Raw genomic sequence first — 20,922 nt, forward strand, 5'->3', positions numbered from 1 at the left:
CACCGCTTCGGACCTCACCCCGACGCCCGCCGGCCGCCGGCCGCAATTCAGGACCCGGCCTCGTCGGTCTCGGCCCCCCGCCCCGCAGCCCCGTCACCGTCAGTCCCGCCACCCGCGGGGCCACCACCCGCAACCGCACCGGCGCCCGACGCCTCGGCCTCCCCCGTCGTCCCACCCCCGCTCCGGCGGTCCAGCGCGGTCAGAGCGCGCTGGGCCATCGGATGGGTGCGGACGAGTTCGCCGAGTGACGTGGCGCCCCGCGTGATGTCGCGGAACGCCCGCCACGCCGGCCGGAAGCCGGTGAGCACCGCGTGGAAGAGCCCGGGCCGCCGTTCGAACGCGGTCAGCATCCGCTTGCCGACCGCCATCTCCACGCCCAGCCCGGCCTTGATGGCGAACGCGTAGTTCAGGGCCTGCCGGCGGGTGTCCACCGCGTCGTGCGCCTCCGCGATGCGTACCGCCCACTCCCCCGCGAGCCGTCCCGACCGCAGGGCGAACGAAATGCCCTCCCGCGTCCACGGCTCCAGCAGCCCGGCCGCGTCCCCGCACACCAGCACGCGCCCCCGCGACAGCGGGGAGTCGTCGGCGCGGCAGCGGGTCAGGTGCCCGGAGGAGATGCTCGGCTCGAAGCCGGCGAGTCCGAGCCGCCCGACGAAGTCCTCCAAGTACCGCTTGGTCGCCGCGCCTTCACCGCGTGCGGAGATCACGCCCACCGTGAGCGTGTCGCCCTTGGGGAAGACCCAGCCGTAACTGCCCGGGATCGGCCCCCAGTCGATGAGGACCCGCCCCTTCCAGTCCTCCGCGACGGTCTCCGGCACCGGGATCTCCAGCTCCAGGCCGAGATCCACCTGGCCGAGCTTGACGCCGACGTGCGCGCCTATCCTGCTGGCGCTGCCGTCCGCCCCGACCACGGCCCGGGCCAGCAGCGTCTCGCCGCCCTGGAGCACGACGGCGACGCTGCGCCGGTCCGGCACCGCCGACCCGTGCTGCTCGACCCGCGACACCGTGACGCCCGTACGCAGCTCGGCGCCCGCCTTCTGGGCGTGCTCGACGAGCTGCTGGTCGAACTCGGGCCGGTTGATCAGGCCGAAGAGCATCTGCTTGGAGCGCCGCGTACGGCTGAAGCGGCCGTTGTGGGAGAACGTGACCGCGTGCACCCGGTCCTTGAAGGGCAGTTCGAACCCGGGTGGCAGGGCGTCGCGTGACGGGCCGATGATCCCGCCGCCGCACGTCTTGTAACGGGGCAGTTCGGCCTTCTCCAACAGCAGTACACGTCGTCCCGCGACCGCCGCCGCGTAGGCCGCCGAGGCCCCCGCGGGTCCCGCGCCCACCACGACGACGTCCCACACCTGCTGCCCGTCGTCCGCCGAAGAGTTCTCGCTGCTCACGATGGTCTACTGCTCCCGATCCGCCGCCTGCCGATCTGTCCCCCGCATCCTACGGCGGTGATCGCCGCGGGCCGCTGTGGGAGGATCGGCACCCGTATGCGCCCCGCACTCAGGACGCGCCTACACTCACGCGGTCGGGGCGGCACGAACGGCAGCCGCCGACCACTCGGAACGTACGGATCCGGCACAGACCACTCCGTACAGCACCCGTACAGAACCCGTACACAGAAGCACAACGTCGCACCTACGAGGAGCGTGCCCATGTCGTCGAATCCGGTTGCCGAGACCGTCGCCTCGCTGATGCCCAGGGCGAAGGAGGAGCTCGCCGAACTGGTGGCCTTCAAGTCGGTGGCGGACTTCGACCAGTTCCCGCGCAGCGAGAGCGAGGGCGCGGCGCGCTGGGTCGCGGACGCGCTGCGGGCCGAGGGCTTCGAGGACGTGGCCCTGCTCGACACCCCGGACGGCACGCAGTCCGTGTACGGCTACCTGCCCGGGCCCGAGGGCGCGAAGACCGTGCTGCTGTACGCCCACTACGACGTGCAGCCGCCGCTGGACGAGGCCGCCTGGACGAGCCCGCCCTTCGAGCTGACCGAGCGCGAAGGCCGCTGGTACGGGCGCGGGGCCGCCGACTGCAAGGGCGGCGTGATCATGCACCTGCTGGCGCTGCGCGCCCTCAAGGCCGACGGCGGGGTGCCGGTGCACGTCAAGGTGATAGCCGAGGGCTCGGAGGAGATGGGCACGGGCGGCCTGGAACGCTACGCCGAGGAGCACCCGGAGCTGCTGGAGGCGGACACCATCGTGATCGGCGACGCGGGCAACTTCCGCGTCGGGCTGCCGACGGTGACCACGACCCTGCGCGGCATGACCCTCGTGCGGGTCCGTGTCGACGCGCTGGAGGGCAATCTGCACTCGGGCCAGTTCGGCGGTGCCGCGCCCGACGCGCTGGCCGCGCTGATCCGCGTCCTGGACTCGCTGCGCGCGCAGGACGGGTCGACGACCGTCGACGGGCTGGCCTCGGACGAGCGCTGGGAGGGCCTGCAGTACGAGGAGGAGCAGTTCCGCAAGGACGCCAAGGTGCTGGACGGCGTCGGGCTGATCGGTGACGGCACGGTCGCCGACCGGATCTGGGCGCGTCCGGCCGTGACCGTGCTCGGCATCGACTGCCCGCCGGTCGTCGGCGCCACCCCGTCCGTGCAGGCGAGCGCCCGTGCGCTGGTCAGCCTGCGGGTGCCGCCGGGTGTGGACGCGGCCGAGGCGACCAAGCTGCTCCAGGCGCACATCGAGGCGCACACCCCGTGGGGCGCCCGGGTGAGCACCGAGCAGATCGGACAGGGGCAGGCGTTCCGTGCGGACACGTCCAGCCCGGCGTACCAGGCGATGGCCGACGCGATGGCGGTGGCGTACCCGGGTGAGGAGATGCAGTACGCGGGCCAGGGCGGCTCGATTCCGCTGTGCAACACCCTCGCCGCCCTCTACCCGCGCGCGGAGATCCTGCTCATCGGCCTGAGCGAGCCGGAGGCGCAGATCCACGCGGTGAACGAGAGCGTCTCGCCCGAGGAGCTGGAGCGGCTGTCGGTCGCGGAGGCGCAGTTCCTTCGCAACTACGCGGCGAGCTGAGCCCCGGCCCCTGGCCTCACGCGCCCGTCCACCCGGCCCCGCGTGAGGTCACGGGCCCGCCCGCAGCCGGCCCACGTGAGGTCACGGGCCCGCCCGCAGCCGCAGTGCCCGCACCCGGGTCCCGACCGAACTGCCTGCCCCTCCGGCAGCCGACCCAGCCGCCGGCCCCCACCGACGAGCCGCGTCCATGAGCCCGCGTCCCGCGCGGACGCCTACCCCCCGACGGGGGCTCCCGCCTCCAGGTACAGGGCTTTCCCCCGTTCCCGCGCCCGCAGGGCCCACCGCAGCCGCTCGTAGCGGACCGGCGGCAGCAGACCGGCGGCCTCCGCCTCGGTCACGAAACGCCACCCGCGCAGTTCGGGGCCCGGCAGCAGCAGCTCGCGTGCCGCCGTGGAGTCGAGGCTTCCGCCGTCGAAGAGGAGGCGCAGTCCGCCGTATCCCGGAGGGGCGGGCGGCTCCCAGTCGACGACGAGCAGGCGCGGTACGTCGTCCAGGTGGAGCCCGGTCTCCTCGGCGACCTCGCGGATGCCGGCGCGGGCGGGCGCCTCGCCGGGTTCGACGACGCCGCCGGGGAACTCCCAGCCGGCCTTGTAGGTCGGGTCGACGAGCAGTACGCGGTCCTGCTCGTCGAAGAGCAGGACGCCCGCGGCGAGGGTCTCGGCGGTGGGTTCGGGCGTCTGCACGATGTCGCACACGGGCGCGGCGCCCGAGCTGACGGCCTCGGCGATCCGGACGGCGGTCTCGTACGGCGTGAGGGCCCCGTTGTCGACGGGGTGGGCGTCACCGGTGAGCCAGGAGGCGAGGGCGGCCTGGTAGGGCTCGATGTGGTCGTAGGACCACTGCCGGACGCGTATCTCGCCGTCGGTGGGGTCCTGCGGTGTCTCACGGGCGGCTATACGGGCGCGCAGGATCGTTTCGGCCGGGGTGAGCAGGACGTGCCGGACCGTGATCCGGCGGGCGGCCAGGCCGCCGAAGATCTCGTCGCGGTACTCCTGGCGCAGCAAGGTCATGGGCACGACGAGGGTGCCGCCGAGTTCGGCGAGCATCGCGGCCGCCGTGTCGATGAGGAGGCGACGCCAGATCGGCAGGTCCTGGAAGTCGCCGACCTCGGCGAGGCGCTTGGCCGGCAGCAGATGCGTGAGTGTGCCGCCGATGACCTCGGGGTCGAAGAGCGTGCTGTTCGGGATCAGGTCGATCAGTTCCCGTGCGGTGGTGGTCTTCCCCGCACCGAACGCGCCGTTGATCCAGACGATCACGGTTCCCCCTCTTCTGTTGGCCCCCTGTGCCTTGCCCGCTCCACCCTGCCACGGAAACCAGACCCAGTTGAGGGTGCACAAACGGAGGCGCCGGCACCCGTTTCCCGGGTGCCGGCGCCAAGCCGTGCGACGGTCCGCCGCCTCAGTGGCCCTTGTTGCCCTGCTTGCCGCCGCCCTTGCCGCTCGGCTTGCCCTTCTGGTTCTGCTTGCCGCCCGTCGCCTTGCCGCTCGGCTTGCCCTTCTGGCCCTGCTTGCCGTCGGCCTTCTCGCCCTGGTCGCCCACGAGGGCGTTCTTGTCCAGCTGGAGGCTCTCGCTGGCGATGGTGTTGTCGATCGTCTGGAGGGTGTCCCCGACGTTGATGTTGCTCAGCCCGTCACCCACCGCGTGGGAGGGGGTGACCGCCGCGACGACGAAGCCGGTGGCGAGGGAGGCGATGGCGAGCATGCTGCGCTTCTTCATGCCCGACCAACTGACGGACCCCGTCCGGGGTCACGCACTCACACCCGTTCCATGTACCCCGGCCACCGGGTGAACGTTCCTGCCTGGGCCTCACACACCGGCCGCGGTGGTCTCCGCCCGCCGGCTCAGCACCGCCGCGGCGGCGCCCACCAGCCCCGCGTCGGTACCCATCTGCGCGGGCACGACGGTCAGGCGCTGGACGAAGGAGAGGGTCGCGTAGTCGGCGAGGCTCCGGCGCAGCGGCACGAACAGCACGTCACCCGCGTTGCCCACACCTCCGCCGATCACGGCGATGTCGATCTCGACCAGGGTCGCGGTGGCCGCGATGCCGGCGGCCAGGGCCTGGGCGGCGCGTTCGAAGGAGGCGACGGCGACCGGGTGGCCCGCGCGCGCGGCGGCGGCCACGGCCGCGGCGGAGGTGTCGCCGTCCGGGCCCGGCAGCCAGCCGCCGTCCAGGGCGCGGCGGGCGATGTTGGGCCCGCTGGCGATCCGCTCCACGCAGCCGCGCGCTCCGCACGGGCAGAGGTCGCCGTCGAGGTCGACGCTGATGTGGCCGATGTGACCCGCGTTGCCCGTGGGGCCGGGGTGGAGCCGTCCGTCGAGGACCAGGCCACCGCCGACTCCGGTGGAGACGACCATGCACAGCGCGTTGTCGTGGCCGCGTGCCGCGCCCTGCCAGTGCTCGGCGGCGGTGATGGCCACGCCGTCGCCGATCAGCTCGACGGGGAGCCCTCCGGTGGCCGCCCGCACCCGGGAGACCAGCGGGTAGTCGCGCCAGCCGGGCACGTTCACCGGGCTGACCGTGCCCGCGGAGGCGTCGACCGGGCCCGCGCTGCCGATGCCGACCGCGGCGACGCCGCTCCACAGCGGAGAGAGGGTGAGCTCGCCGATCACCTCCTCGACGGCGCGCATCACGGTGTCGCCGTCCTTCTGGGCGGGCGTCGGGCGCTGGGCGCGCACCACGATCCGGCCGCCGCCGTCCACCAGCGCGCCTGCGATCTTGGTGCCGCCGATGTCGAGCGCGGCCACGAGGTCGGTGTGCATCAGTGTGGGATCCCCCGTCAACCTTGGGAAAAGGACTGGTCGGCCCTGCGGTGGGGCGAGGGCCGGGAAGTGCGGGGGACAGTGTCTCCCGCTGCTGACAACGTTGTCCAGGCTCTATGCTCGACGCCACATCCTCATACAAACCACGGACCCACGCATCCCCACGGACCACAGGACAGGACAGCTCACCGTGCCCGAGACCCACCGCCTCGCCGGAAACCGCTACGGAAACCGGCCGACCATGAAGGACGTAGCGGCCCGCGCCGGCGTCGGACTGAAGACGGTGTCCCGGGTCGTGAACGGCGAACCGGGGGTCACCCCGGAGACCGAACGCCGCGTCCAGGAGGCCATCGATGCGCTCGGCTTCCGCCGCAACGACAGCGCGCGCGTGCTGCGCAAGGGCCGTACGGCGAGCATCGGGCTGGTCCTGGAGGACCTCGCCGACCCCTTCTACGGCCCGCTGAGCCGCGCCGTGGAGGAGGTGGCCCGCGCGCACGGGGCCCTGCTGATCAACGGGTCCAGCGCCGAGGATCCGGACCGTGAGCAGGAACTGGTGCTGGCGTTGTGCGCGCGCCGGGTGGACGGGCTGGTGGTCATCCCGGCCGGTGACGACCACCGCTATCTGGAGCCCGAGCTGAAGGCGGGCGTCGCCACGGTGTTCGTGGACCGTCCGGCCGGGAAGATCGAGGCCGACGTGGTGCTCTCGGACAGCTACGGCGGTGCCCGGGACGGCGTCGCCCATCTGATCGCGCACGGGCACCGGCGGATCGGGTTCATCGGTGACATGCCCCGCATCCACACGGCGGCCGAGCGTCTGCGCGGTTACCGGGCGGCCATGGAGGACGCCGGCATACCGGTCGAGGACCCGTGGATGTCCCTCGGGGCGACGGACCCGCTGCGGGTGCGGCAGGCGGCCGAGGAGATGCTGTCCGGCCCCTCCCCCGTCACCGCGATCTTCTCCGGCAACAACCGGGTCACGGTCACGGTGATCCGGGTCCTGGCCGAGCACCCGCTTCCGGTCGCGCTGGTCGGCTTCGACGACATCGAACTGGCCGACCTGCTCCAGCCGGGCGTCACGGTCGTCGCCCAGGACGCGGCGGCACTGGGCCGCACGGCGGCCGAGCGGCTCTTCCGCCAGCTGGACGGTTCCCTGATCGTCCCGGAGAAGATCGAACTCCCGACCCGCCTGATCACCCGCGGCTCGGGAGAGCTGCCGCCCGCGGTCTGAGCGGGCGCCCGGCCTCCTGGCACACGGGAGTGCGTGACCCTCGCCCGGCACCGCCGCCGCGCCGGGCACACGGACGCCGAGGCGTCCGCGCCCGGCCCCTCGACTACGTCGCGGACACCGTCAGGTCACCGCGGCGCGGCGCCGCGAAGCCCCCAAGTCGGCCCGCGTCAGCCCGGTCACCCGCGCCACCTCGCCGGCGCGCGACCTCCGAGCGGTGCCGAAGCGCCTCGTCCGGGACGCGGGCGCAGGTGGCGCGCGTCGCCCTCGGCCGTCATACCGGCACCGCCCCGCGCCGGGCACACGGACGTCTACGGAGCCGCGCCGACCCCCTCGGCTGCTGCGCGGACACCGTCAGGTCACCACGGGTCAGTCCGGTCAGCCGTGCCACCTAGTCGGCGCGCGACCTCCGAGCGGTGCCGAAGCGCCTCGTCCGGGATGCAGGCGCAGGTGGCGCGCGTCGCCCTCGGCCGTCATACCGGCACCGCCCCGCGCCGGGCACACGGACGCCTACGGAGCCGCGCCGACCCCCTCGACTACGTCGCGGGCGCCCTCAGGTCACCCCGGCGGGGCGCCGCGAAGCCCACCAAGCAGGCCGCGTCAGCCCGAGCACCCGCGCCACCTCACCGGCCCATGACGCCGCCGCGCCGGGCACACGGACGTCGCGGGAGCCGCGCCGCGCCCCTCGGCTACTTCGCGGATGCGGTCAGGTCGCCACGGCGGGGCGCCGCGAAGCCCTCCAGGTCGGCGCGGGTCAGTCCGGTCAGGCGTGCCACCTCGCCGATGTCGAGGGCGCCGCAGTCGAGGCCGCGCAGGAGGTAGCCGCTGAGGGCCTTGGCGGTGGCGGGCTCGTCCATGACGTCGCCGCCGGCCCGGTTGGCGTAGCGGGCGAGGCGGGCGGCGGCCTGCTCGAAGCCCTCGCGGTAGAAGGCGAAGACGGCCGCGTACCGGGTCGGGACGTGGCCGGGGTGCATGTCCCAGCCCTGGTAGTAGGCGCGGGCCAGGGCGCGGCGGGTGAGGCCGTAGTGCAGGCGCCAGGCGTCGTGGACCTTCGCGGTGGGGCCGACCGGCAGGACGTTGGTGGAGCCGTCCGAGACGCGGACGCCGGTGCCCGCGGCGGCGACCTGCATGACCGCCTTGGCGTGGTCGGCCGCGGGGTGGTCGCCGGCCTGGTAGGCGGCGGAGACGCCGAGGCAGGCGCTGTAGTCGAAGGTGCCGTAGTGCAGGCCGGTGGCGCGGCCCTCGGCGGCCTGGATCATCCGGGCCACGGCGGCGGTGCCGTCGGCGGCGAGGATGGACTGGCTGGTCTCGATCTGGATCTCGAAGCCGAGCCGGCCGGGCTCCAGCCCGCGCGCCTTCTCGAACTCCTCCAGCAGTCGCACCATCGCGGTGACCTGCTCGGGATACGTCACCTTGGGCAGCGTGAGCACCAGGCCGTCGGGCAGGCCGCCGGCCTCCGTCAGACCGGTGAGGAAGATGTCGAGGGTGCGGATGCCGCGGTCGCGTACAGGCGCCTCCAGGCACTTCATGCGGACGCCCATGTACGGGGCCGCCGTGCCGTTCTCGTAGGCCTCCGCGATCAGGCGGGCGGCGCGGGCGGCGTCCTGGTCCTCGTCGGCGCCCTGGTAGCCGTCCTCGAAGTCGACGCGCAGGTCCTCGATGGGCTCGCGCTCCAGCTTGGCGCGCACGCGCGCGTACACGGGCTCGGCGAGTTCGCCGGACAGGCCGAGGACCGCCGCGAAGGACGCGGCGTCCGGGGCGTGTTCGTCGAGGAGGGCGAGGGCCTGGTCGCCCCAGGAGCGGATCGTGTCGGCGGTGAAGGCGTCACCGGGTACGTAGACGGTGTGGACGGGCTGACGGGTACCGGGGTCTCCGGGGTAGCGGCGCTCCAGTTCGGCGTCGACCGGGGCGAGGGAGGCGCTGATCTCCTCGCTCACCGTGCCCGCGAGGCTCGTCGCGACCTGCTCCTGCTGGCCCTGACCCATCCCACACCCTCCTATTTTCCGCTCTGCGGAATCAACAATCCGTAGAATGAAGTTATCGGGGGACCTTCCGCCTGGTCAACACCACTTCCCTCTCGGGCCACCCGGACCTATCGGCATGTTCACGCTCAACTCATGAGGCGGTAGAACACTTCGGTACGCCCACACCCCCGGCCGCACCGACCCAAGGAGCCCCTGTGCCGCACCGGAGCCGTGTCACCCGCCGCCTGGGCCTGAAGAGCGCGCTGGCCGCAGCGGTCGCCCTGCCCCTCTCCAGTACAGCACTGTCGTCCTCCGCTGCCTCGGCGGAGGAGCCCGCGGAACGCCAGGAGCCCGACGGCGAACCGCCGGTGGACCGCGCCGACCGCCGGCTGAGGACCATGTCCTTCAACCTCCGCTTCGCGAGCACCACCGAACCCCACAGCTGGGCCGTGCGCAGACCCGTGATGCGCGAACTGCTGCGCCGCGAGCGCCCGCACCTCATCGGCACCCAGGAGGGCCTCTACCAGCAGGTGCGGGACATCGCGTCCGACCTCGGCCCGCACCACGACTGGATCGGCACCGGCCGCGCGGGCGGCAGCCGCGACGAGTTCATGGCGGTCTTCTACGACACCCGCCGCCTCGCCCCGCTGGAGTACGACCACTTCTGGCTCTCCGACACCCCCGACGTGATCGGTTCGAACACTTGGGGCGGCGGCTCCATCCGGATGGTCACCTGGGTCCGCTTCAGCGATCTGCGGGACGGCGGCCGGGAGTTCTACTTCCTCGACACCCACCTCGACAACCGCAGCCAGGACGCACGCGCGCGTGCCGCCGCCCTGATCGCCCAGCGCATCGCCGGCCTGGACCGGGCGCTGCCGCAGCTGGTGACCGGCGACTTCAACGTCGCCGCGCACGGGAACCCGGTCTACGACACGATGCTGGGCGCGGGCCTCACCGACACCTGGGACACGGCGGCCGAACGCGGCGACCTGTACGCGACCTTCCACGGCTACCGGCCGCTGACGCCGAACGGCGACCGGATCGACTGGATCCTCGCCACGCCCGGCGTCACCGTGCACCGGGCCGACATCAACACGTTCTCGACGGACGGCCAGTTCCCGAGCGACCATCTGCCCGTACAGGCCACGCTGACCTTGGGATGAGCCGAGGCCCCCGTGACCGGCGACGGTCACGGGGGCCTCGTACGGCGTGCGGACGACGATCAGCCCTTGCGGGTCTTGATCTCCTCCGTGAGCTGCGGGACGACGTCGAACAGGTCGCCGACGACGCCGTAGTCGACCAGCTCGAAGATCGGGGCCTCGGCGTCCTTGTTGACGGCGACGATCGTCTTCGAGGTCTGCATACCGGCGCGGTGCTGGATCGCACCCGAGATGCCGGAGGCGATGTAGAGCTGCGGCGAGACCGACTTGCCGGTCTGGCCCACCTGGTTGGTGTGCGGGTACCAGCCCGCGTCCACCGCGGCACGCGAGGCGCCCACCGCCGCGCCGAGCGAGTCCGCCAGCGCCTCGATCAGCGCGAAGTTGTCCGAACCGCCGACACCACGGCCGCCGGAGACCACGATCGCGGCCTCGGTCAGCTCCGGACGGCCCGTCGACTCACGCGGCGTCCGCCCGGTGACCTTGGTACCGGTGGCCTGCGCGGAGAAGGACACCGACAGCGCCTCGACCGCACCGGCGGCCGGCGCGGCCTCCACGGCGGCCGAGTTCGGCTTGACCGTGATGACCGGGGTGCCCTTGCTGACACGGGACTTGGTCGAGTAGGACGCGGCGAACACCGACTGGGTGGCCACCGGACCCTCGTCACCGGCCTCCAGGTCGACGGCGTCGGTGATGATGCCCGAGCCGATGCGCAGCGCCAGACGGGCGGCGATCTCCTTGCCCTCCGCGGAGGACGGGACCAGCACGGCGGCCGGGGAGACGGCCTCGACCGCGGCCTGGAGCGCGTCGACCTTCGGGACGACCAGGTAGTCGGCGTACTCCGACGCGTCGTGGGTGAGGACCTTCACCGCGCCGTGCTCGGCGAGCGTCGCGGCGGTGTCGGCGGCGCCGTTGCCGAGCGCGACGGCGACGGGCTCGCCGATGCGGCGGGCCAGCGTCAGCAGCTCCAGGGTGGGCTTGCGGACGGCGCCGTCCACGTGGTCGACGTAGACGAGAACTTCAGCCATGGGACTTCTCTCCTGCTTGCGAAGTGTGAGGGGCGGTCAGCGAAGTCGAGCTCAGCGCTCAGATGAACTTCTGGCTCGCGAGGAACTCGGCGAGCTGCTTGCCGCCCTCGCCCTCGTCCTTGACGATCGTGCCGGCCGTGCGGGCCGGACGCTCGGTCGCCGTGTCCACGGCGGTCCAGGCACCCTCCAGGCCGACCTCCTCGGCCTCCAGGTCCAGGTCCGAGAGGTCCCAAGACTCCACCGGCTTCTTCTTCGCGGCCATGATCCCCTTGAAGGAGGGGTACCGCGCCTCGCCCGACTGGTCGGTCACGGACACGACCGCCGGAAGCTGGGCCTCCAGCTGCTCCGACGCGGCGTCGCCGTCGCGACGGCCCTTGACCGTGCCGTCCGCGACGGACACCTCGGACAGCAGGGTGACCTGCGGGACACCGAGGCGCTCGGCGAGCAGCGCGGGCACGACGCCCATGGTGCCGTCGGTGGAGGCCATGCCGGAGATGACCAGGTCGTAGCCCGCCTTCTCGACCGCCTTGGCCAGCACGAGCGAGGTGCCGATGGCGTCCGTGCCGTGCAGGTCGTCGTCCTCGACGTGGATCGCCTTGTCGGCACCCATCGAAAGCGCCTTGCGCAGCGCGTCCTTGGCGTCCTCCGGACCCACCGTCAGCACCGTCACCTCGGCGTCGTCGGCGGCCTCCGCGATCTGCAGCGCCTGCTCGACCGCGTACTCGTCCAGTTCGGAGAGCAGACCGTCCACGTCGTCACGGTCGACGGTCAGGTCATCGGCGAAGTGCCGGTCGCCAGTGGCGTCGGGCACGTACTTCACAGTGACAACGATCCTCAAGCTCACGCCGGCTCTCCTACTGCAATCGGTCAATTTCTGGCTGCCTTCTTGCAGGCAGCATAGGCGCCCCTGGCGGCGGATCCCGGTCGGGGCGACTCGCGCTCCGAACGAAATATTACTCGCCAGTACATCCAGTTCCTGCCCGCTAAGCAAGCGCTTTGAACTGTGACCTTCGCAACGCAGCGTAACCGGAACCGGACGGTGCCGCGGACCCGCTCAGTCGCGCAGCGCGGTGAAGCGTCCCTGGTGGTAGAGGAGTGGCCGGCCCTCACCGTTGAGGTCGCCGCCGACGACCTCGGCGACCACGAGACAGTGATCGCCCGCGGGCACGCGCGCGTGCACCCGGCACACCGTCCAGGCCAGCACGCCCTCCAGCACGGGAACCCCCTCCGGACCCTCGCGCCAGGCGGTGGGGGCGGCGAAGCGGTCGGCGCCGCTTCGGGCGAAGGTGGCCGCCAGCTCCCGCTGGTGCTCACCGAGTATGTGCACCCCGACGTGGCGGGCGGCGGATATCGCCGCCCAGCTGGACGATCCGGTGCCTGCCCCGAAGGAGAGCAGGGGCGGTTTCGCGGAGACGGAGGTGAGCGAGGTGGCGGTGAAGCCGACCGGACCCGTGTCGCCCCGCGCTGTGATCACCGCCACGCCGGCCGCGTGCCGCCGGAAGACGGCACGGAACAGGTCGAAAGCGGCGGTGTCCGGGGAGGCGGATGCGGTGAGGCCGGGGGTGGCCGTCATGGAGGTGACCTTCCGCGAGCGGTGACGACGAGCGGATCCGGGGCTGTTCAGCATCCCGGACAGCGCGCGCTCGCGGTGCGCACGAGGTCGACGTGGACCCGGCCGAAGAGGAGGACTTCCGAAGGCATGGGGTCAAGCTGACGTTGGATGGTGCGCACAGTCAAGTTCCGCTCCTGGTCCGCGCCGTCCTCAGGACTCGCCGTCGTCGGCACGGACGGCGCGGCCGATCGCGGCGATCACATCGGCCTTGCGTGGCTGCCCCGCGGCCCGGCGCACGACCCGTCCGTCCGCGTCCAGCACCAGCACGGTCGGGGTCCGGACGATGCCGAGCGCGCGGACGAGTTGCAGCCGGGCCTCGGCGTCGATCTCGACATGGCGCACGCCGGGAACCAGGCCGGCCACGTCGCCGAGGACGCGCCGGGTCGCCCGGCAGGGCGCGCAGAAGGCGCTGGAGAACTGCACCAGCGTGGCGCGCTCACCGAGTTCGGCGCCCAACTCGGCAGCGCCGAGCCGCCCGCGACCGCCCTCGTCGTACTCCTCACGCACGCGTGCACACCCTCCAGCCCGTCAGCACTCCCATCATGCCCGGCACAACCGTTCACGAGACCGCAAAGATTCCCGCCTCCCGCGGGCCTTCTCGGCGCGGAATCCTGGATTCATGGACATCGACGTGAGGGGACCGCGCTTCGGCGCGGCCGTGACGACCCTCGTCCTGGCGGTCGTTCTGATCACCGGGAACGCGTGGCTGCTGGCGTGGCAGACCCTGGTGTTCGCGCTCGGCGCGGCGGGCGGCGTGGGCCCTTCGCCCTACGGCTGGGCCTTCCACCGGTTCGTACGGCCCCGGGTCGGTCCTGCGGTGGAGCGGGAGGAGCTCGAACCGTCGCGGTTCGCCCAGGCGGTGGGGCTGGTGCTGGCCGGGACCGGCCTGGTCGGGTACACCCTGGGACCGCTCTGGCTCGGCCTCGCGACGACCGCGGCCGCGTTCGTCGCCGCCTTTCTGCACACGGTGTCGGGGTTCTGCGTGGCATGCGAGATGTACCTGCTCGCCCAACGGGTCACCGTACGCGTGGAGTAAAGCCGTCGTAAAAGCCCGAGGTGAAAATGTACGCCGACGTGACGAGGATCTCGCGTCGACAGGGCACGGGGGCTGGCTCCCCGACCGTTCTTGGGGCACGATCTGCGAGATGCCGTAAACCTACGGCTACGTAACTTTCTGGCGGGGAGTACCTCCCCAGGCAGAGCAGGAAGGGTCCACCCCGCCCATGGCAGAACTCGTCTACCGCCCCGTCGTCGGCCTCGCACAGACCCTGTTCAAGGTCTGGGACCTGAAGATCGACTGCAAGGGGTCGGAGAACATCCCGCGCTCGGGCGGCGCCGTGCTGGTGAGCAATCACATCAGCTATCTGGACTTCGTCTTCGACGGCCTGGCCGCGCTGCCGCAGAAGCGCCTGGTGCGTTTCATGGCGAAGGAGTCCGTGTTCCGGCACCGGATCTCCGGACCGCTGATGCGCGGCATGCGGCACATCCCCGTGGACCGCAAGCAGGGTGAGGCGGCCTACCAGCACGCCCTGGACTCGCTGCGATCCGGTGAGATCGTCGGGGTCTTCCCGGAGGCCACCATCTCGCAGTCGTTCACCCTGAAGAGCTTCAAGTCCGGTGCCGCGCGGATGGCCCAGGAGGCGGGGGTCCCGCTCATCCCGATGGCCCTGTGGGGCACGCAACGGCTGTGGACCAAGGGACATCCGCGCAACTTCAAGCGCAGCCACCTGCCGGTCACCATCCGGGTGGGCGAGGCCGTCGAGGCCCCCCGCGACCAGTACGCGGGGGCGATCACGCGCCGCCTGCGCGAGCGGGTGCAGGACCTGCTGGACGTCGCCCAGCGCGCCTACCCGGGCCGCCCTCGCGGCGCGGACGACCACTGGTGGCTCCCCGCCCACCTCGGCGGCACGGCCCCGACCCCGGAGCAGGTCCGCGAGTCCGAGGCCCGCTGAGCCCGCCGGGCCGGTAGCTCAGCGCGCCGGCTCGGCGGCGTGCACGGTGACGCGGGCGCCCGGGCTGAACTTCTCCAGCAGCCCGGCCAGTTCGGCGGCGGCCCGCTCGGCCTCGGCGACCGGCATCGGCGCCAGGGTCTCCAGCAGGAAGATGCCCGAGACGGTCGCCTCGGTGAGCCGGGTCCGCGGGCCCTGGCGCCAGTTCCAGCGGCGGCAGGTGACGCCCGCGTCGTCGCGCCACACCACCTCGCCGGCGTCGGGACGCTCGACGACCTCCTCGCCGCCGGCGGCGGTCACGAAGTCCTCGTCGCCGGTGGCCCGCACGAGTCGCATGCCGCCCTGGACGTGGTCGATGTCCTCACCGCCGACCGGGATCAGGTGGGCGACGCTGACGGCGTTGTAGATGTCGACCAGAAGGTTGATCCGGGGCAGCCCGGCGTCCGTGAGGGCCCTGCGGGCCAGCGCCTCCGCCGAGTTGCGGGTGCGCGAGGGCTTCGAACCGAACGCCGTGTAGACCTCGCGCCAGGCCGCCATGTGCGGGTCCTCGTGCGGCGCGCGCCCGTCCAGGCGGGCGGCGAGACGGCGGGCCGCGTCGTCGAGGAGTGCCGCGCCGGCGTCGGTGCTGGGTCCGTTCACGAGTCCGTGCGCCTCGACGGCGACATGGGTGAAGCCGGGTGCGAGTGCGCGCACCTCGTCGGACACGGTCAGCGGGAAAGTCATGGTGCGCATTGCCTCAGAGTGCGGTGGGGAGGTGCTGCCAGAGGTACGCCCGGTCGGGCGCGCTTCTCAGCGCCGCGAGGACCCCTGGATGCGGTGCAGCATACAAGACCGGATGGTCCAGCTCATTGGACTTCGGGTCGGGGGTGAAGGCCAGGCGTTCGCCGTCCAGGGAGAACCGCGCGTCCACGCCCGGCTTGTTGCCGCGGGGGTCCTGCCGGTGCCAGGCGCCGTCGAAGCGCACGGCGACCAGCCCGTGCAGCACGTCGAACCTCTGGTAGCACAGGGCCGTCGGGATGTCCTCCGCCCGCAGCAGCGCGGTCAGCGCGTGGGCCTTGGCGTAGCAGATGCCGGTGCCCTGCTCCAGGACGTCGGAGGCGCGCCAGGTGACACGGGGATCACCGACGTCCTGGGAGTGCGTGATGCCGTCCCGCACGAACTCGAACGCCGCCCGCGCATAGTCATACGAGTCCGTCGCCGTCGCTGCGAGGCGGGCGGCCATGTGCCGGACTCGGGGGTGGTCGTGGTCGATGACCTCGTCCGCGACCAAGTAGGCGGACAGGTCGGAGGTTTCCTGGATCAGCTCCATGCCCGCAGAGCATAGGAACGCGGCCACCCGGGCGTCAATGAATTTCCGGGCGACCGCATACCTATACGTTCGATTGGAGGGGGCTACGGCATCAGCCGCTCCCACCTGACGGCACTAGCGCGCCATCTCCTCCTTGAGGGCCGCGACGAACGCGTCCACGTCGTCCTCCGTGGTGTCGAACGCGCACATCCAGCGCACGTCGCCGGCCGTCTCGTCCCAGAAGTAGAAGCGGAACCGCTTCTGGAGGCGCTCGCTGACGTCATGGGGCAGCCGCGCGAAGACCGCGTTGGCCTGCACCGGGTAGAGCAGCTCGACGCCGTGCACCGCCCGGACACCCTCGGCGAGTCGCTGGGCCATCTCGTTGGAGTGCCGGGCGTTGCGCAGCCACAGGTCCCTGGCGAGCAGTGCCTCCAACTGCACCGACACGAAACGCATCTTGGAGGCCAGCTGCATGGACAGCTTGCGCAGATGCTTCATGTGGCTGACGGCGTCCTGGTCGATCACCACGACCGCCTCGCCGAACAGGGCGCCGTTCTTGGTGCCGCCCAGGGAGAGGATGTCGACACCGGCCGCGTTGGTGAAGGTCCGCATCGGGACGTCGAGGGAGGCGGCCGCGTTGGCGATGCGCGAGCCGTCCAGGTGGACCTTCATCCCGTGCGCGTGGGCGTGGTCGCAGATCGCGCGGATCTCGTCGGGCGTGTAGACCGTGCCCAGTTCGGTGGCCTGGGCTATGGAGACGACCTGCGGCATCGCACGGTGCTCGTCCTCCCAGCCGTACGCCTGCCGGTCGATCAGCTCGGGGGTGAGCTTGCCGTCCGGCGTGGGCACGGTGAGCAGCTTGAGGCCGCCCATCCGCTCCGGGGCGCCGCCCTCGTCGACGTTGATGTGCGCGCTCTCCGCGCAGATCACCGCACCCCAGCGGTCGGTGACCGCCTGGAGGGCCACGACGTTGGCACCGGTGCCGTTGAACACCGGGAACGCCTCCGCCGTGGCGCCGAAATGGCTGCGGACGACGCGCTGCAGGTTCTCGGTGTACGCGTCCTCGCCGTACGCGACCTGGTGCCCGCCGTTGGCCACGGCCAGGGCGGCGAGCACCTCGGGGTGGACCCCGGCGTAGTTGTCACTGGCGAAACCGCGGACCTGCGGGTCGTGATGGCGACGCGCGTCGGTCTTCGGAGGGTTCACGGCTTCTCGGTCAGCCACAGACGTTGTCCGTTCACTTCGGCGGCGGGCTTGTCCCAGACTCCGGCGATGGCCTCCGCCAGGTCGTCGACGTCGGTGAAGCCCGCGAACTTCGCGTTGGGGCGGTCGGCGCGCATGGCCTCGTGCACCAGTGCCTTCACCACCAGGATCGCAGCCGCGGCGTTCGGCCCCTGCTCACCCCCCGCCTTGGCGAAGAAGTCGGCCATGGCCAGGGTCCACGCCTCGGCGGCGGCCTTGGCCGCGGAGTACGCGGCGTTGCCCGCGGTGGGCTTGCTGGCCCCGGCGGCGCTGATCAGGACGTAGCGGCCGCGGTCGCTGCGCTGCAGCCCCTCGTGGAAGGCGAGGGAGGTGTGCTGCACCGTGCGGATGAGCAGCAGCTCCAGCAGGTCCCAGTCGTCGAGCCGGGTCTTGGTGAAGGTCTCGCTGCCGCGCCAGCCGCCGACGAGATGGACGAGGCCGTCGACGCGTCCGAAGTCCTTCTCGATGCGGTCGGCCCAGTCCTGGGCCGCCTGCCGGTCGAGCAGGTCGACCGTGTCGCCGACGACGGTGGCGCCGCCGTGCGCGTAGCTGGCCGCGTCCACGGCCTCGGCGAGCCGCTCCGGATCGTTGTCGGAGCCGACGACGATCGCGCCCGCGTCGGCCAGTCGCTGCAGGGTCGCCCGGCCGGCGGGGCCACCCGCGCCTGCCACCGCGATCACCGCACCGCTGAGAGCACCGTTCCCCATGATCCTCGCCTCCTGAGCAGCGTTCTTGGTGCGGACGCTCACGCGGCGACCCGCTCGGCGGGGTCCGCCGTGATGCCCTTGGTCGAGGCAATCACGTTCTTGAGCTTCTTGGACAGCGCCTCATAGAACATGCTCAGCGGAAACTCGTCCGGAAGCACGTCATCGACCAGCTTGCGCGGCGGCAGGGTCAGGTCCAGGGCGTCGGGGCCCTTGGCCCACTTGGAGCCGGGGTGCGGGGCGAGGTAGGTGGAGACGAGTTCGTACCCGGCGAACCAGTGCACGAGCTTGGGGCGGTCGATGCCGTCCCGGTAGAGCGTCTCGATCTCGGCGCAGAGCTGGTTGGTGACCTGAGGCGCGCGGTCCCAGTCGATCGACAGCTTGTTGTCGGTCCAGCGGACGACGTCGTGCTTGTGCAGGTAGGCGAAGAGCAGCTGACCGCCGAGGCCGTCGTAGTTGCGCACCCGCTCACCGGTGACCGGGAAGCGGAACATGCGGTCGAACAGCACCGCGTACTGCACGTCACGAGCCTGCGGGACGCCCTCGCCGGACAGCTTCACGGCCTCCTTGAAGGCGGTGAGGTCGCAGCGCAGCTCCTCCAGGCCGTACATCCAGAACGGCTGGCGCTGCTTGATCATGAACGGGTCGAACGGCAGGTCGCCGTGGCTGTGGGTGCGGTCGTGGACCATGTCCCAGAGCACGAACGCCTCTTCGCAGCGCTTCTGGTCGTGGACCATGGCGGCGATGTCCTCGGGCAGCTCCAGGCCCAGCAGGCCGACGGCCGCGTCGGTGACCCGGCGGAAGCGGGCGGCCTCGCGGTCGCAGAAGATGCCGCCCCAGGAGAAGCGCTCGGGTGCCTGGCGCACGGCGATGGTCTCGGGGAAGAGGACGGCGGAGTTGGTGTCGTACCCGGCCGTGAAGTCCTCGAAGGTGATGCCGCAGAACAGCGGGTTGTCGTAGCGGGTGCGCTCCAGCTCGGCCAGCCACTGCGGCCAGACCATGCGCAGCACGACCGCCTCGAGGTTGCGGTCGGGGTTGCCGTTCTGCGTGTACATGGGGAAGACGACCAGGTGCTGCAGGCCGTCCTGGCGGTTCGCCGCCGGCTGGAAGGCGAGCAGCGAGTCCAGGAAGTCGGGCACCTCGAAACCCTCGTCGGCCCAGCGGCGCAGGTCCCGCACGAGGGCCGCGTGGTAGGCCGCGTCGTGCGGCAGGAGCGGGGAGAGGGTCTCGACGGCCTCTACGACCCGTCGTACAGCGTCCTCGGCCCGGGCCGCGTCGGGGGCGCCCTCGGCCTCGAAGTCGATCGATCCGTCCTTGGACTGCCATGGCCGGATCTGCTCCACGGCATCCTTGAGCACGGGCCATGCCGGGTGCTCCACCACCCTGACCACGGGAGGAAGCTGCTCCTCCGTACCCACCTGCACAAGAATTTCCGTCATGTCCCATCCTCCACGGGAGAACCTCGCGTAAGGAGACCGTATACACACCGAGTTTCACCCAGCAAGGGGAACCTCGGGAGAATATTCTGTGGCACCCCCGCCGTCACCGCATTTTTTCCTGTCGGACACGGCGATGGCGAAGACACATGGCCCCGTCGTCACCCTCTGCCCAGAAGGGCCCAGGCGATACCTTCCAAGGGAGCCGCAAGGCTTCCACCGCCGCTGTCGACGGAAGCGAGTCACACCTTGAACTTCCTCACCATCGGTCACCGCGGAGTCATGGGTGTCGAACCCGAGAACACCCTCAGGTCGTTCCTGGCGGCCCAGGAGGCCGGTCTCGACGCGATCGAACTCGACCTCCACCTGAGCAAGGACGGCACCCTCGTCGTGATGCACGACACCGACGTGGACCGTACGACGGACGGCTCGGGCCCCGTCGCCGAGAAGACCCTCGCCGAGCTGCGCACCCTGGACGCGGGCCGGGGCGAGCGGATCCCGGTGTTCGAGGAGGTCCTCGACGCGGTGCGGGCGCCGCTGCAGGCCGAGATCAAGGACGTGCGGGCGGCGCGGGCCCTCGCCGACGTCATGCGGCGGCGCGATCTGACCGGGCGCGTCGAGGTGTCCTCGTTCCACGACGAGGCGATCACCGAGGCGGCCCGGCTCGTGCCGGGGACGCGCACGGCGCTGATCGCGAGCAGGTACGGCACGGAGGTCGTGGAACGGGCCGTCGCGGCGGGTGCGGCGACCGTCTGCCTGAACATCCGCCGCCTCACCCTGGAGGTCGTCGAGCACGCGCGCGAGGCCGGCCTGCGGATCATCGGCTGGGTGGTGAACACGCAGGAGCACCTGCGTCTCGTACGGGCACTGGAACTGGACGGTGCGACGACCGATCACCCGGAGATCAAACGCACCGGCCGGTTCACGGCGTAGGGGCTACGCGAGCTCCTTGACCAGCAGCTCGAAGCGCAGGTCGTCGCGTTGCGGGATGCCGTAGCGCTCGTCGCCGTACGGGAAGGGGGTCATCCGGCCCGTACGGCGGTAGCCGCGACGCTCGTACCAGGCGATGAGGTCCTCGCGGACGGAGATCACGGTCATGTGCATCCGCGTCGCGCCCCAGTCCGCGCGGACCTGCCGCTCCGCCTCGGCGATGATCACCTTGCCGAGGCCGGCGCCCTGGAGGGTGGGGCTGACGGCGAACATGCCGAAGTAGGCGTGGCCGTCACGGCGTTCGAGCTGGCAGCAGGCGACGACGGTGCCGTCCCGCTCCACGGTCAGCAGCCTGCTGTCCGGCGCCTTGATCACGGTCAGCACGCCCTGCGGGTCGGTCCGCTGCCCCTGGAGGATGTCCGCCTCGGTGGTCCAGCCGACCCGGCTGGAGTCGCCCCGGTAGGCCGACTCGATGAGCGCGACCAGCACGTCCACGTCGGCGTCCGTGGCATCGCGGAAGGTCAGTCCGTGGGCGGCGCTCTCCATCAGGTGTCTCTCCGAATTCTCCGGCGCGGCTCTGGCACGGACGAGGGTAACGCCGCCACCAGCCCCTAGGCTCCGG

Annotated in this window: 21 protein-coding genes; 6 read left to right on the top strand and 15 right to left on the bottom strand. The window is 71.8% G+C overall.

Annotation, left to right across the window (positions count from 1 at the left end; translation table 11 throughout):
• Positions 1-47: 47 nt before the first annotated feature.
• Positions 48-1,388: a geranylgeranyl reductase family protein gene (locus tag ACIP2X_RS13510; protein ID WP_401671560.1), complete on the bottom strand. Its 1,341-nt coding sequence runs from the start codon at positions 1,386-1,388 to the stop codon at positions 48-50.
• 261 nt (positions 1,389-1,649) lie between these two features.
• Between ACIP2X_RS13510 and ACIP2X_RS13515 the strand changes: the two genes are divergently transcribed.
• Positions 1,650-3,005, top strand: coding sequence for a dipeptidase (locus ACIP2X_RS13515; protein WP_401671562.1), 1,356 nt, complete (start codon positions 1,650-1,652; stop codon positions 3,003-3,005).
• 212 nt (positions 3,006-3,217) lie between these two features.
• Here the strand turns inward: ACIP2X_RS13515 and ACIP2X_RS13520 are convergent, their stop codons facing one another.
• From ACIP2X_RS13520 to ACIP2X_RS13530, 3 genes are all read right to left on the bottom strand, one after another.
• Positions 3,218-4,261 (bottom strand): NUDIX domain-containing protein, encoded by a 1,044-nt coding sequence (locus ACIP2X_RS13520; RefSeq protein WP_401671564.1) that lies wholly within the window; start codon positions 4,259-4,261, stop codon positions 3,218-3,220.
• Positions 4,262-4,403: 142 nt separating this feature from the next.
• The gene (locus ACIP2X_RS13525) at positions 4,404-4,721 is read right to left on the bottom strand and encodes a hypothetical protein (protein ID WP_401672390.1); all 318 of its coding nucleotides are present in this window, start codon (positions 4,719-4,721) and stop codon (positions 4,404-4,406) included.
• A 90-nt stretch (positions 4,722-4,811) separates the two neighbouring features.
• Positions 4,812-5,765 carry an ROK family protein gene (locus ACIP2X_RS13530; protein ID WP_401671566.1) on the bottom strand — a complete coding sequence of 318 codons (954 nt, stop codon included), beginning with the start codon at positions 5,763-5,765 and terminating at the stop codon, positions 4,812-4,814.
• 190 nt (positions 5,766-5,955) lie between these two features.
• Here ACIP2X_RS13530 and ACIP2X_RS13535 point away from each other — a divergent pair, with 190 nt between their 5' ends.
• On the top strand, positions 5,956-6,993 hold the full coding sequence (locus ACIP2X_RS13535; RefSeq protein WP_401671569.1) for a LacI family DNA-binding transcriptional regulator: 1,038 nt from the start codon (positions 5,956-5,958) through the stop codon (positions 6,991-6,993).
• 686 nt (positions 6,994-7,679) lie between these two features.
• Here the strand turns inward: ACIP2X_RS13535 and ACIP2X_RS13540 are convergent.
• Complete coding sequence (locus ACIP2X_RS13540) at positions 7,680-8,975, bottom strand: DUF6986 family protein (protein ID WP_401671571.1); 1,296 nt, start codon at positions 8,973-8,975, stop codon at positions 7,680-7,682.
• Between the two features lie 194 nt (positions 8,976-9,169).
• Here ACIP2X_RS13540 and ACIP2X_RS13545 point away from each other — a divergent pair, with 194 nt between their 5' ends.
• Positions 9,170-10,117: an endonuclease/exonuclease/phosphatase family protein gene (locus ACIP2X_RS13545; protein ID WP_401671573.1), complete on the top strand. Its 948-nt coding sequence runs from the start codon at positions 9,170-9,172 to the stop codon at positions 10,115-10,117.
• Positions 10,118-10,176: 59 nt separating this feature from the next.
• Here the strand turns inward: ACIP2X_RS13545 and ACIP2X_RS13550 are convergent, their stop codons facing one another.
• From ACIP2X_RS13550 to ACIP2X_RS13565, 4 genes are all read right to left on the bottom strand, one after another.
• Positions 10,177-11,139 (bottom strand): electron transfer flavoprotein subunit alpha/FixB family protein, encoded by a 963-nt coding sequence (locus tag ACIP2X_RS13550; protein WP_401671575.1) that lies wholly within the window; start codon positions 11,137-11,139, stop codon positions 10,177-10,179.
• Between the two features lie 58 nt (positions 11,140-11,197).
• Entirely contained in the window at positions 11,198-11,983 is a 786-nt protein-coding gene (locus ACIP2X_RS13555) for an electron transfer flavoprotein subunit beta/FixA family protein (RefSeq protein WP_401671578.1), read from the bottom strand.
• A gap of 210 nt (positions 11,984-12,193) precedes the next feature.
• On the bottom strand, positions 12,194-12,712 hold the full coding sequence (locus ACIP2X_RS13560; RefSeq protein ID WP_401671580.1) for a flavin reductase family protein: 519 nt from the start codon (positions 12,710-12,712) through the stop codon (positions 12,194-12,196).
• 189 nt (positions 12,713-12,901) lie between these two features.
• Positions 12,902-13,258 carry a TlpA family protein disulfide reductase gene (locus ACIP2X_RS13565; protein ID WP_401671582.1) on the bottom strand — a complete coding sequence of 119 codons (357 nt, stop codon included), beginning with the start codon at positions 13,256-13,258 and terminating at the stop codon, positions 12,902-12,904.
• 112 nt (positions 13,259-13,370) lie between these two features.
• On the opposite strand from ACIP2X_RS13565, the gene ACIP2X_RS13570 reads away from it, so the two are divergent.
• Positions 13,371-13,787 (top strand): DUF4395 domain-containing protein, encoded by a 417-nt coding sequence (locus ACIP2X_RS13570; RefSeq protein ID WP_401671584.1) that lies wholly within the window; start codon positions 13,371-13,373, stop codon positions 13,785-13,787.
• A 187-nt stretch (positions 13,788-13,974) separates the two neighbouring features.
• Positions 13,975-14,703 (top strand): lysophospholipid acyltransferase family protein, encoded by a 729-nt coding sequence (locus ACIP2X_RS13575; RefSeq protein ID WP_401671587.1) that lies wholly within the window; start codon positions 13,975-13,977, stop codon positions 14,701-14,703.
• A gap of 18 nt (positions 14,704-14,721) precedes the next feature.
• Here the strand turns inward: ACIP2X_RS13575 and ACIP2X_RS13580 are convergent, their stop codons facing one another.
• The 5 genes from ACIP2X_RS13580 to ACIP2X_RS13600 all read right to left on the bottom strand — a co-directional run bounded on the left by ACIP2X_RS13580 (position 14,722) and on the right by ACIP2X_RS13600 (position 19,373).
• Entirely contained in the window at positions 14,722-15,423 is a 702-nt protein-coding gene (locus ACIP2X_RS13580) for a B3/4 domain-containing protein (RefSeq protein ID WP_401672359.1), read from the bottom strand.
• Between the two features lie 13 nt (positions 15,424-15,436).
• Complete coding sequence (locus tag ACIP2X_RS13585; RefSeq protein ID WP_401671589.1) at positions 15,437-16,009, bottom strand: transglutaminase family protein; 573 nt, start codon at positions 16,007-16,009, stop codon at positions 15,437-15,439.
• A 114-nt stretch (positions 16,010-16,123) separates the two neighbouring features.
• Positions 16,124-17,194 (bottom strand): threonine aldolase family protein, encoded by a 1,071-nt coding sequence (locus ACIP2X_RS13590; RefSeq protein ID WP_401671591.1) that lies wholly within the window; start codon positions 17,192-17,194, stop codon positions 16,124-16,126.
• A complete protein-coding gene (locus ACIP2X_RS13595; protein ID WP_401671594.1) occupies positions 17,191-17,937 on the bottom strand; it encodes an SDR family NAD(P)-dependent oxidoreductase in 747 nt (248 codons plus the stop codon). The genes ACIP2X_RS13590 and ACIP2X_RS13595 overlap by 4 nt, the downstream gene beginning before the upstream one ends.
• Before the next feature lie 38 nt (positions 17,938-17,975).
• The gene (locus ACIP2X_RS13600) at positions 17,976-19,373 is read right to left on the bottom strand and encodes a DUF6421 family protein (protein WP_401671597.1); all 1,398 of its coding nucleotides are present in this window, start codon (positions 19,371-19,373) and stop codon (positions 17,976-17,978) included.
• Positions 19,374-19,619: 246 nt separating this feature from the next.
• On the opposite strand from ACIP2X_RS13600, the gene ACIP2X_RS13605 reads away from it, so the two are divergent.
• A complete protein-coding gene (locus tag ACIP2X_RS13605; protein WP_401671599.1) occupies positions 19,620-20,303 on the top strand; it encodes a glycerophosphodiester phosphodiesterase in 684 nt (227 codons plus the stop codon).
• 3 nt (positions 20,304-20,306) lie between these two features.
• On the opposite strand, the gene ACIP2X_RS13610 is transcribed toward ACIP2X_RS13605, so the two are convergent.
• Positions 20,307-20,846, bottom strand: coding sequence for a GNAT family N-acetyltransferase (locus ACIP2X_RS13610; protein ID WP_401671602.1), 540 nt, complete (start codon positions 20,844-20,846; stop codon positions 20,307-20,309).
• Positions 20,847-20,922 lie beyond the last annotated feature (76 nt).

Origin of the sequence: Streptomyces sp. NPDC089424 (genome assembly GCF_044749345.1) — a bacterium.
Taxonomy (GTDB): domain Bacteria; phylum Actinomycetota; class Actinomycetes; order Streptomycetales; family Streptomycetaceae; genus Streptomyces.

Bases quoted from the DNA above. Each gene is read 5' to 3' on its own strand.
- ACIP2X_RS13515 (WP_401671562.1), top strand. From the start codon at position 1,650: ATGTCGTCGAATCCGGTTGCCGAGACCGTCGCCTCGCTGATGCCCAGG.
- ACIP2X_RS13525 (WP_401672390.1), bottom strand. From the start codon at position 4,721: ATGAAGAAGCGCAGCATGCTCGCCATCGCCTCCCTCGCCACCGGCTTC.
- ACIP2X_RS13530 (WP_401671566.1), bottom strand. From the start codon at position 5,765: ATGCACACCGACCTCGTGGCCGCGCTCGACATCGGCGGCACCAAGATC.
- ACIP2X_RS13540 (WP_401671571.1), bottom strand. From the start codon at position 8,975: ATGGGTCAGGGCCAGCAGGAGCAGGTCGCGACGAGCCTCGCGGGCACG.
- ACIP2X_RS13550 (WP_401671575.1), bottom strand. From the start codon at position 11,139: ATGGCTGAAGTTCTCGTCTACGTCGACCACGTGGACGGCGCCGTCCGC.
- ACIP2X_RS13560 (WP_401671580.1), bottom strand. From the start codon at position 12,712: ATGACGGCCACCCCCGGCCTCACCGCATCCGCCTCCCCGGACACCGCC.
- ACIP2X_RS13570 (WP_401671584.1), top strand. From the start codon at position 13,371: ATGGACATCGACGTGAGGGGACCGCGCTTCGGCGCGGCCGTGACGACC.
- ACIP2X_RS13575 (WP_401671587.1), top strand. From the start codon at position 13,975: ATGGCAGAACTCGTCTACCGCCCCGTCGTCGGCCTCGCACAGACCCTG.
- ACIP2X_RS13580 (WP_401672359.1), bottom strand. From the start codon at position 15,423: ATGACTTTCCCGCTGACCGTGTCCGACGAGGTGCGCGCACTCGCACCC.
- ACIP2X_RS13585 (WP_401671589.1), bottom strand. From the start codon at position 16,009: ATGGAGCTGATCCAGGAAACCTCCGACCTGTCCGCCTACTTGGTCGCG.
- ACIP2X_RS13595 (WP_401671594.1), bottom strand. From the start codon at position 17,937: ATGGGGAACGGTGCTCTCAGCGGTGCGGTGATCGCGGTGGCAGGCGCG.
- ACIP2X_RS13600 (WP_401671597.1), bottom strand. From the start codon at position 19,373: ATGACGGAAATTCTTGTGCAGGTGGGTACGGAGGAGCAGCTTCCTCCC.
- ACIP2X_RS13610 (WP_401671602.1), bottom strand. From the start codon at position 20,846: ATGGAGAGCGCCGCCCACGGACTGACCTTCCGCGATGCCACGGACGCC.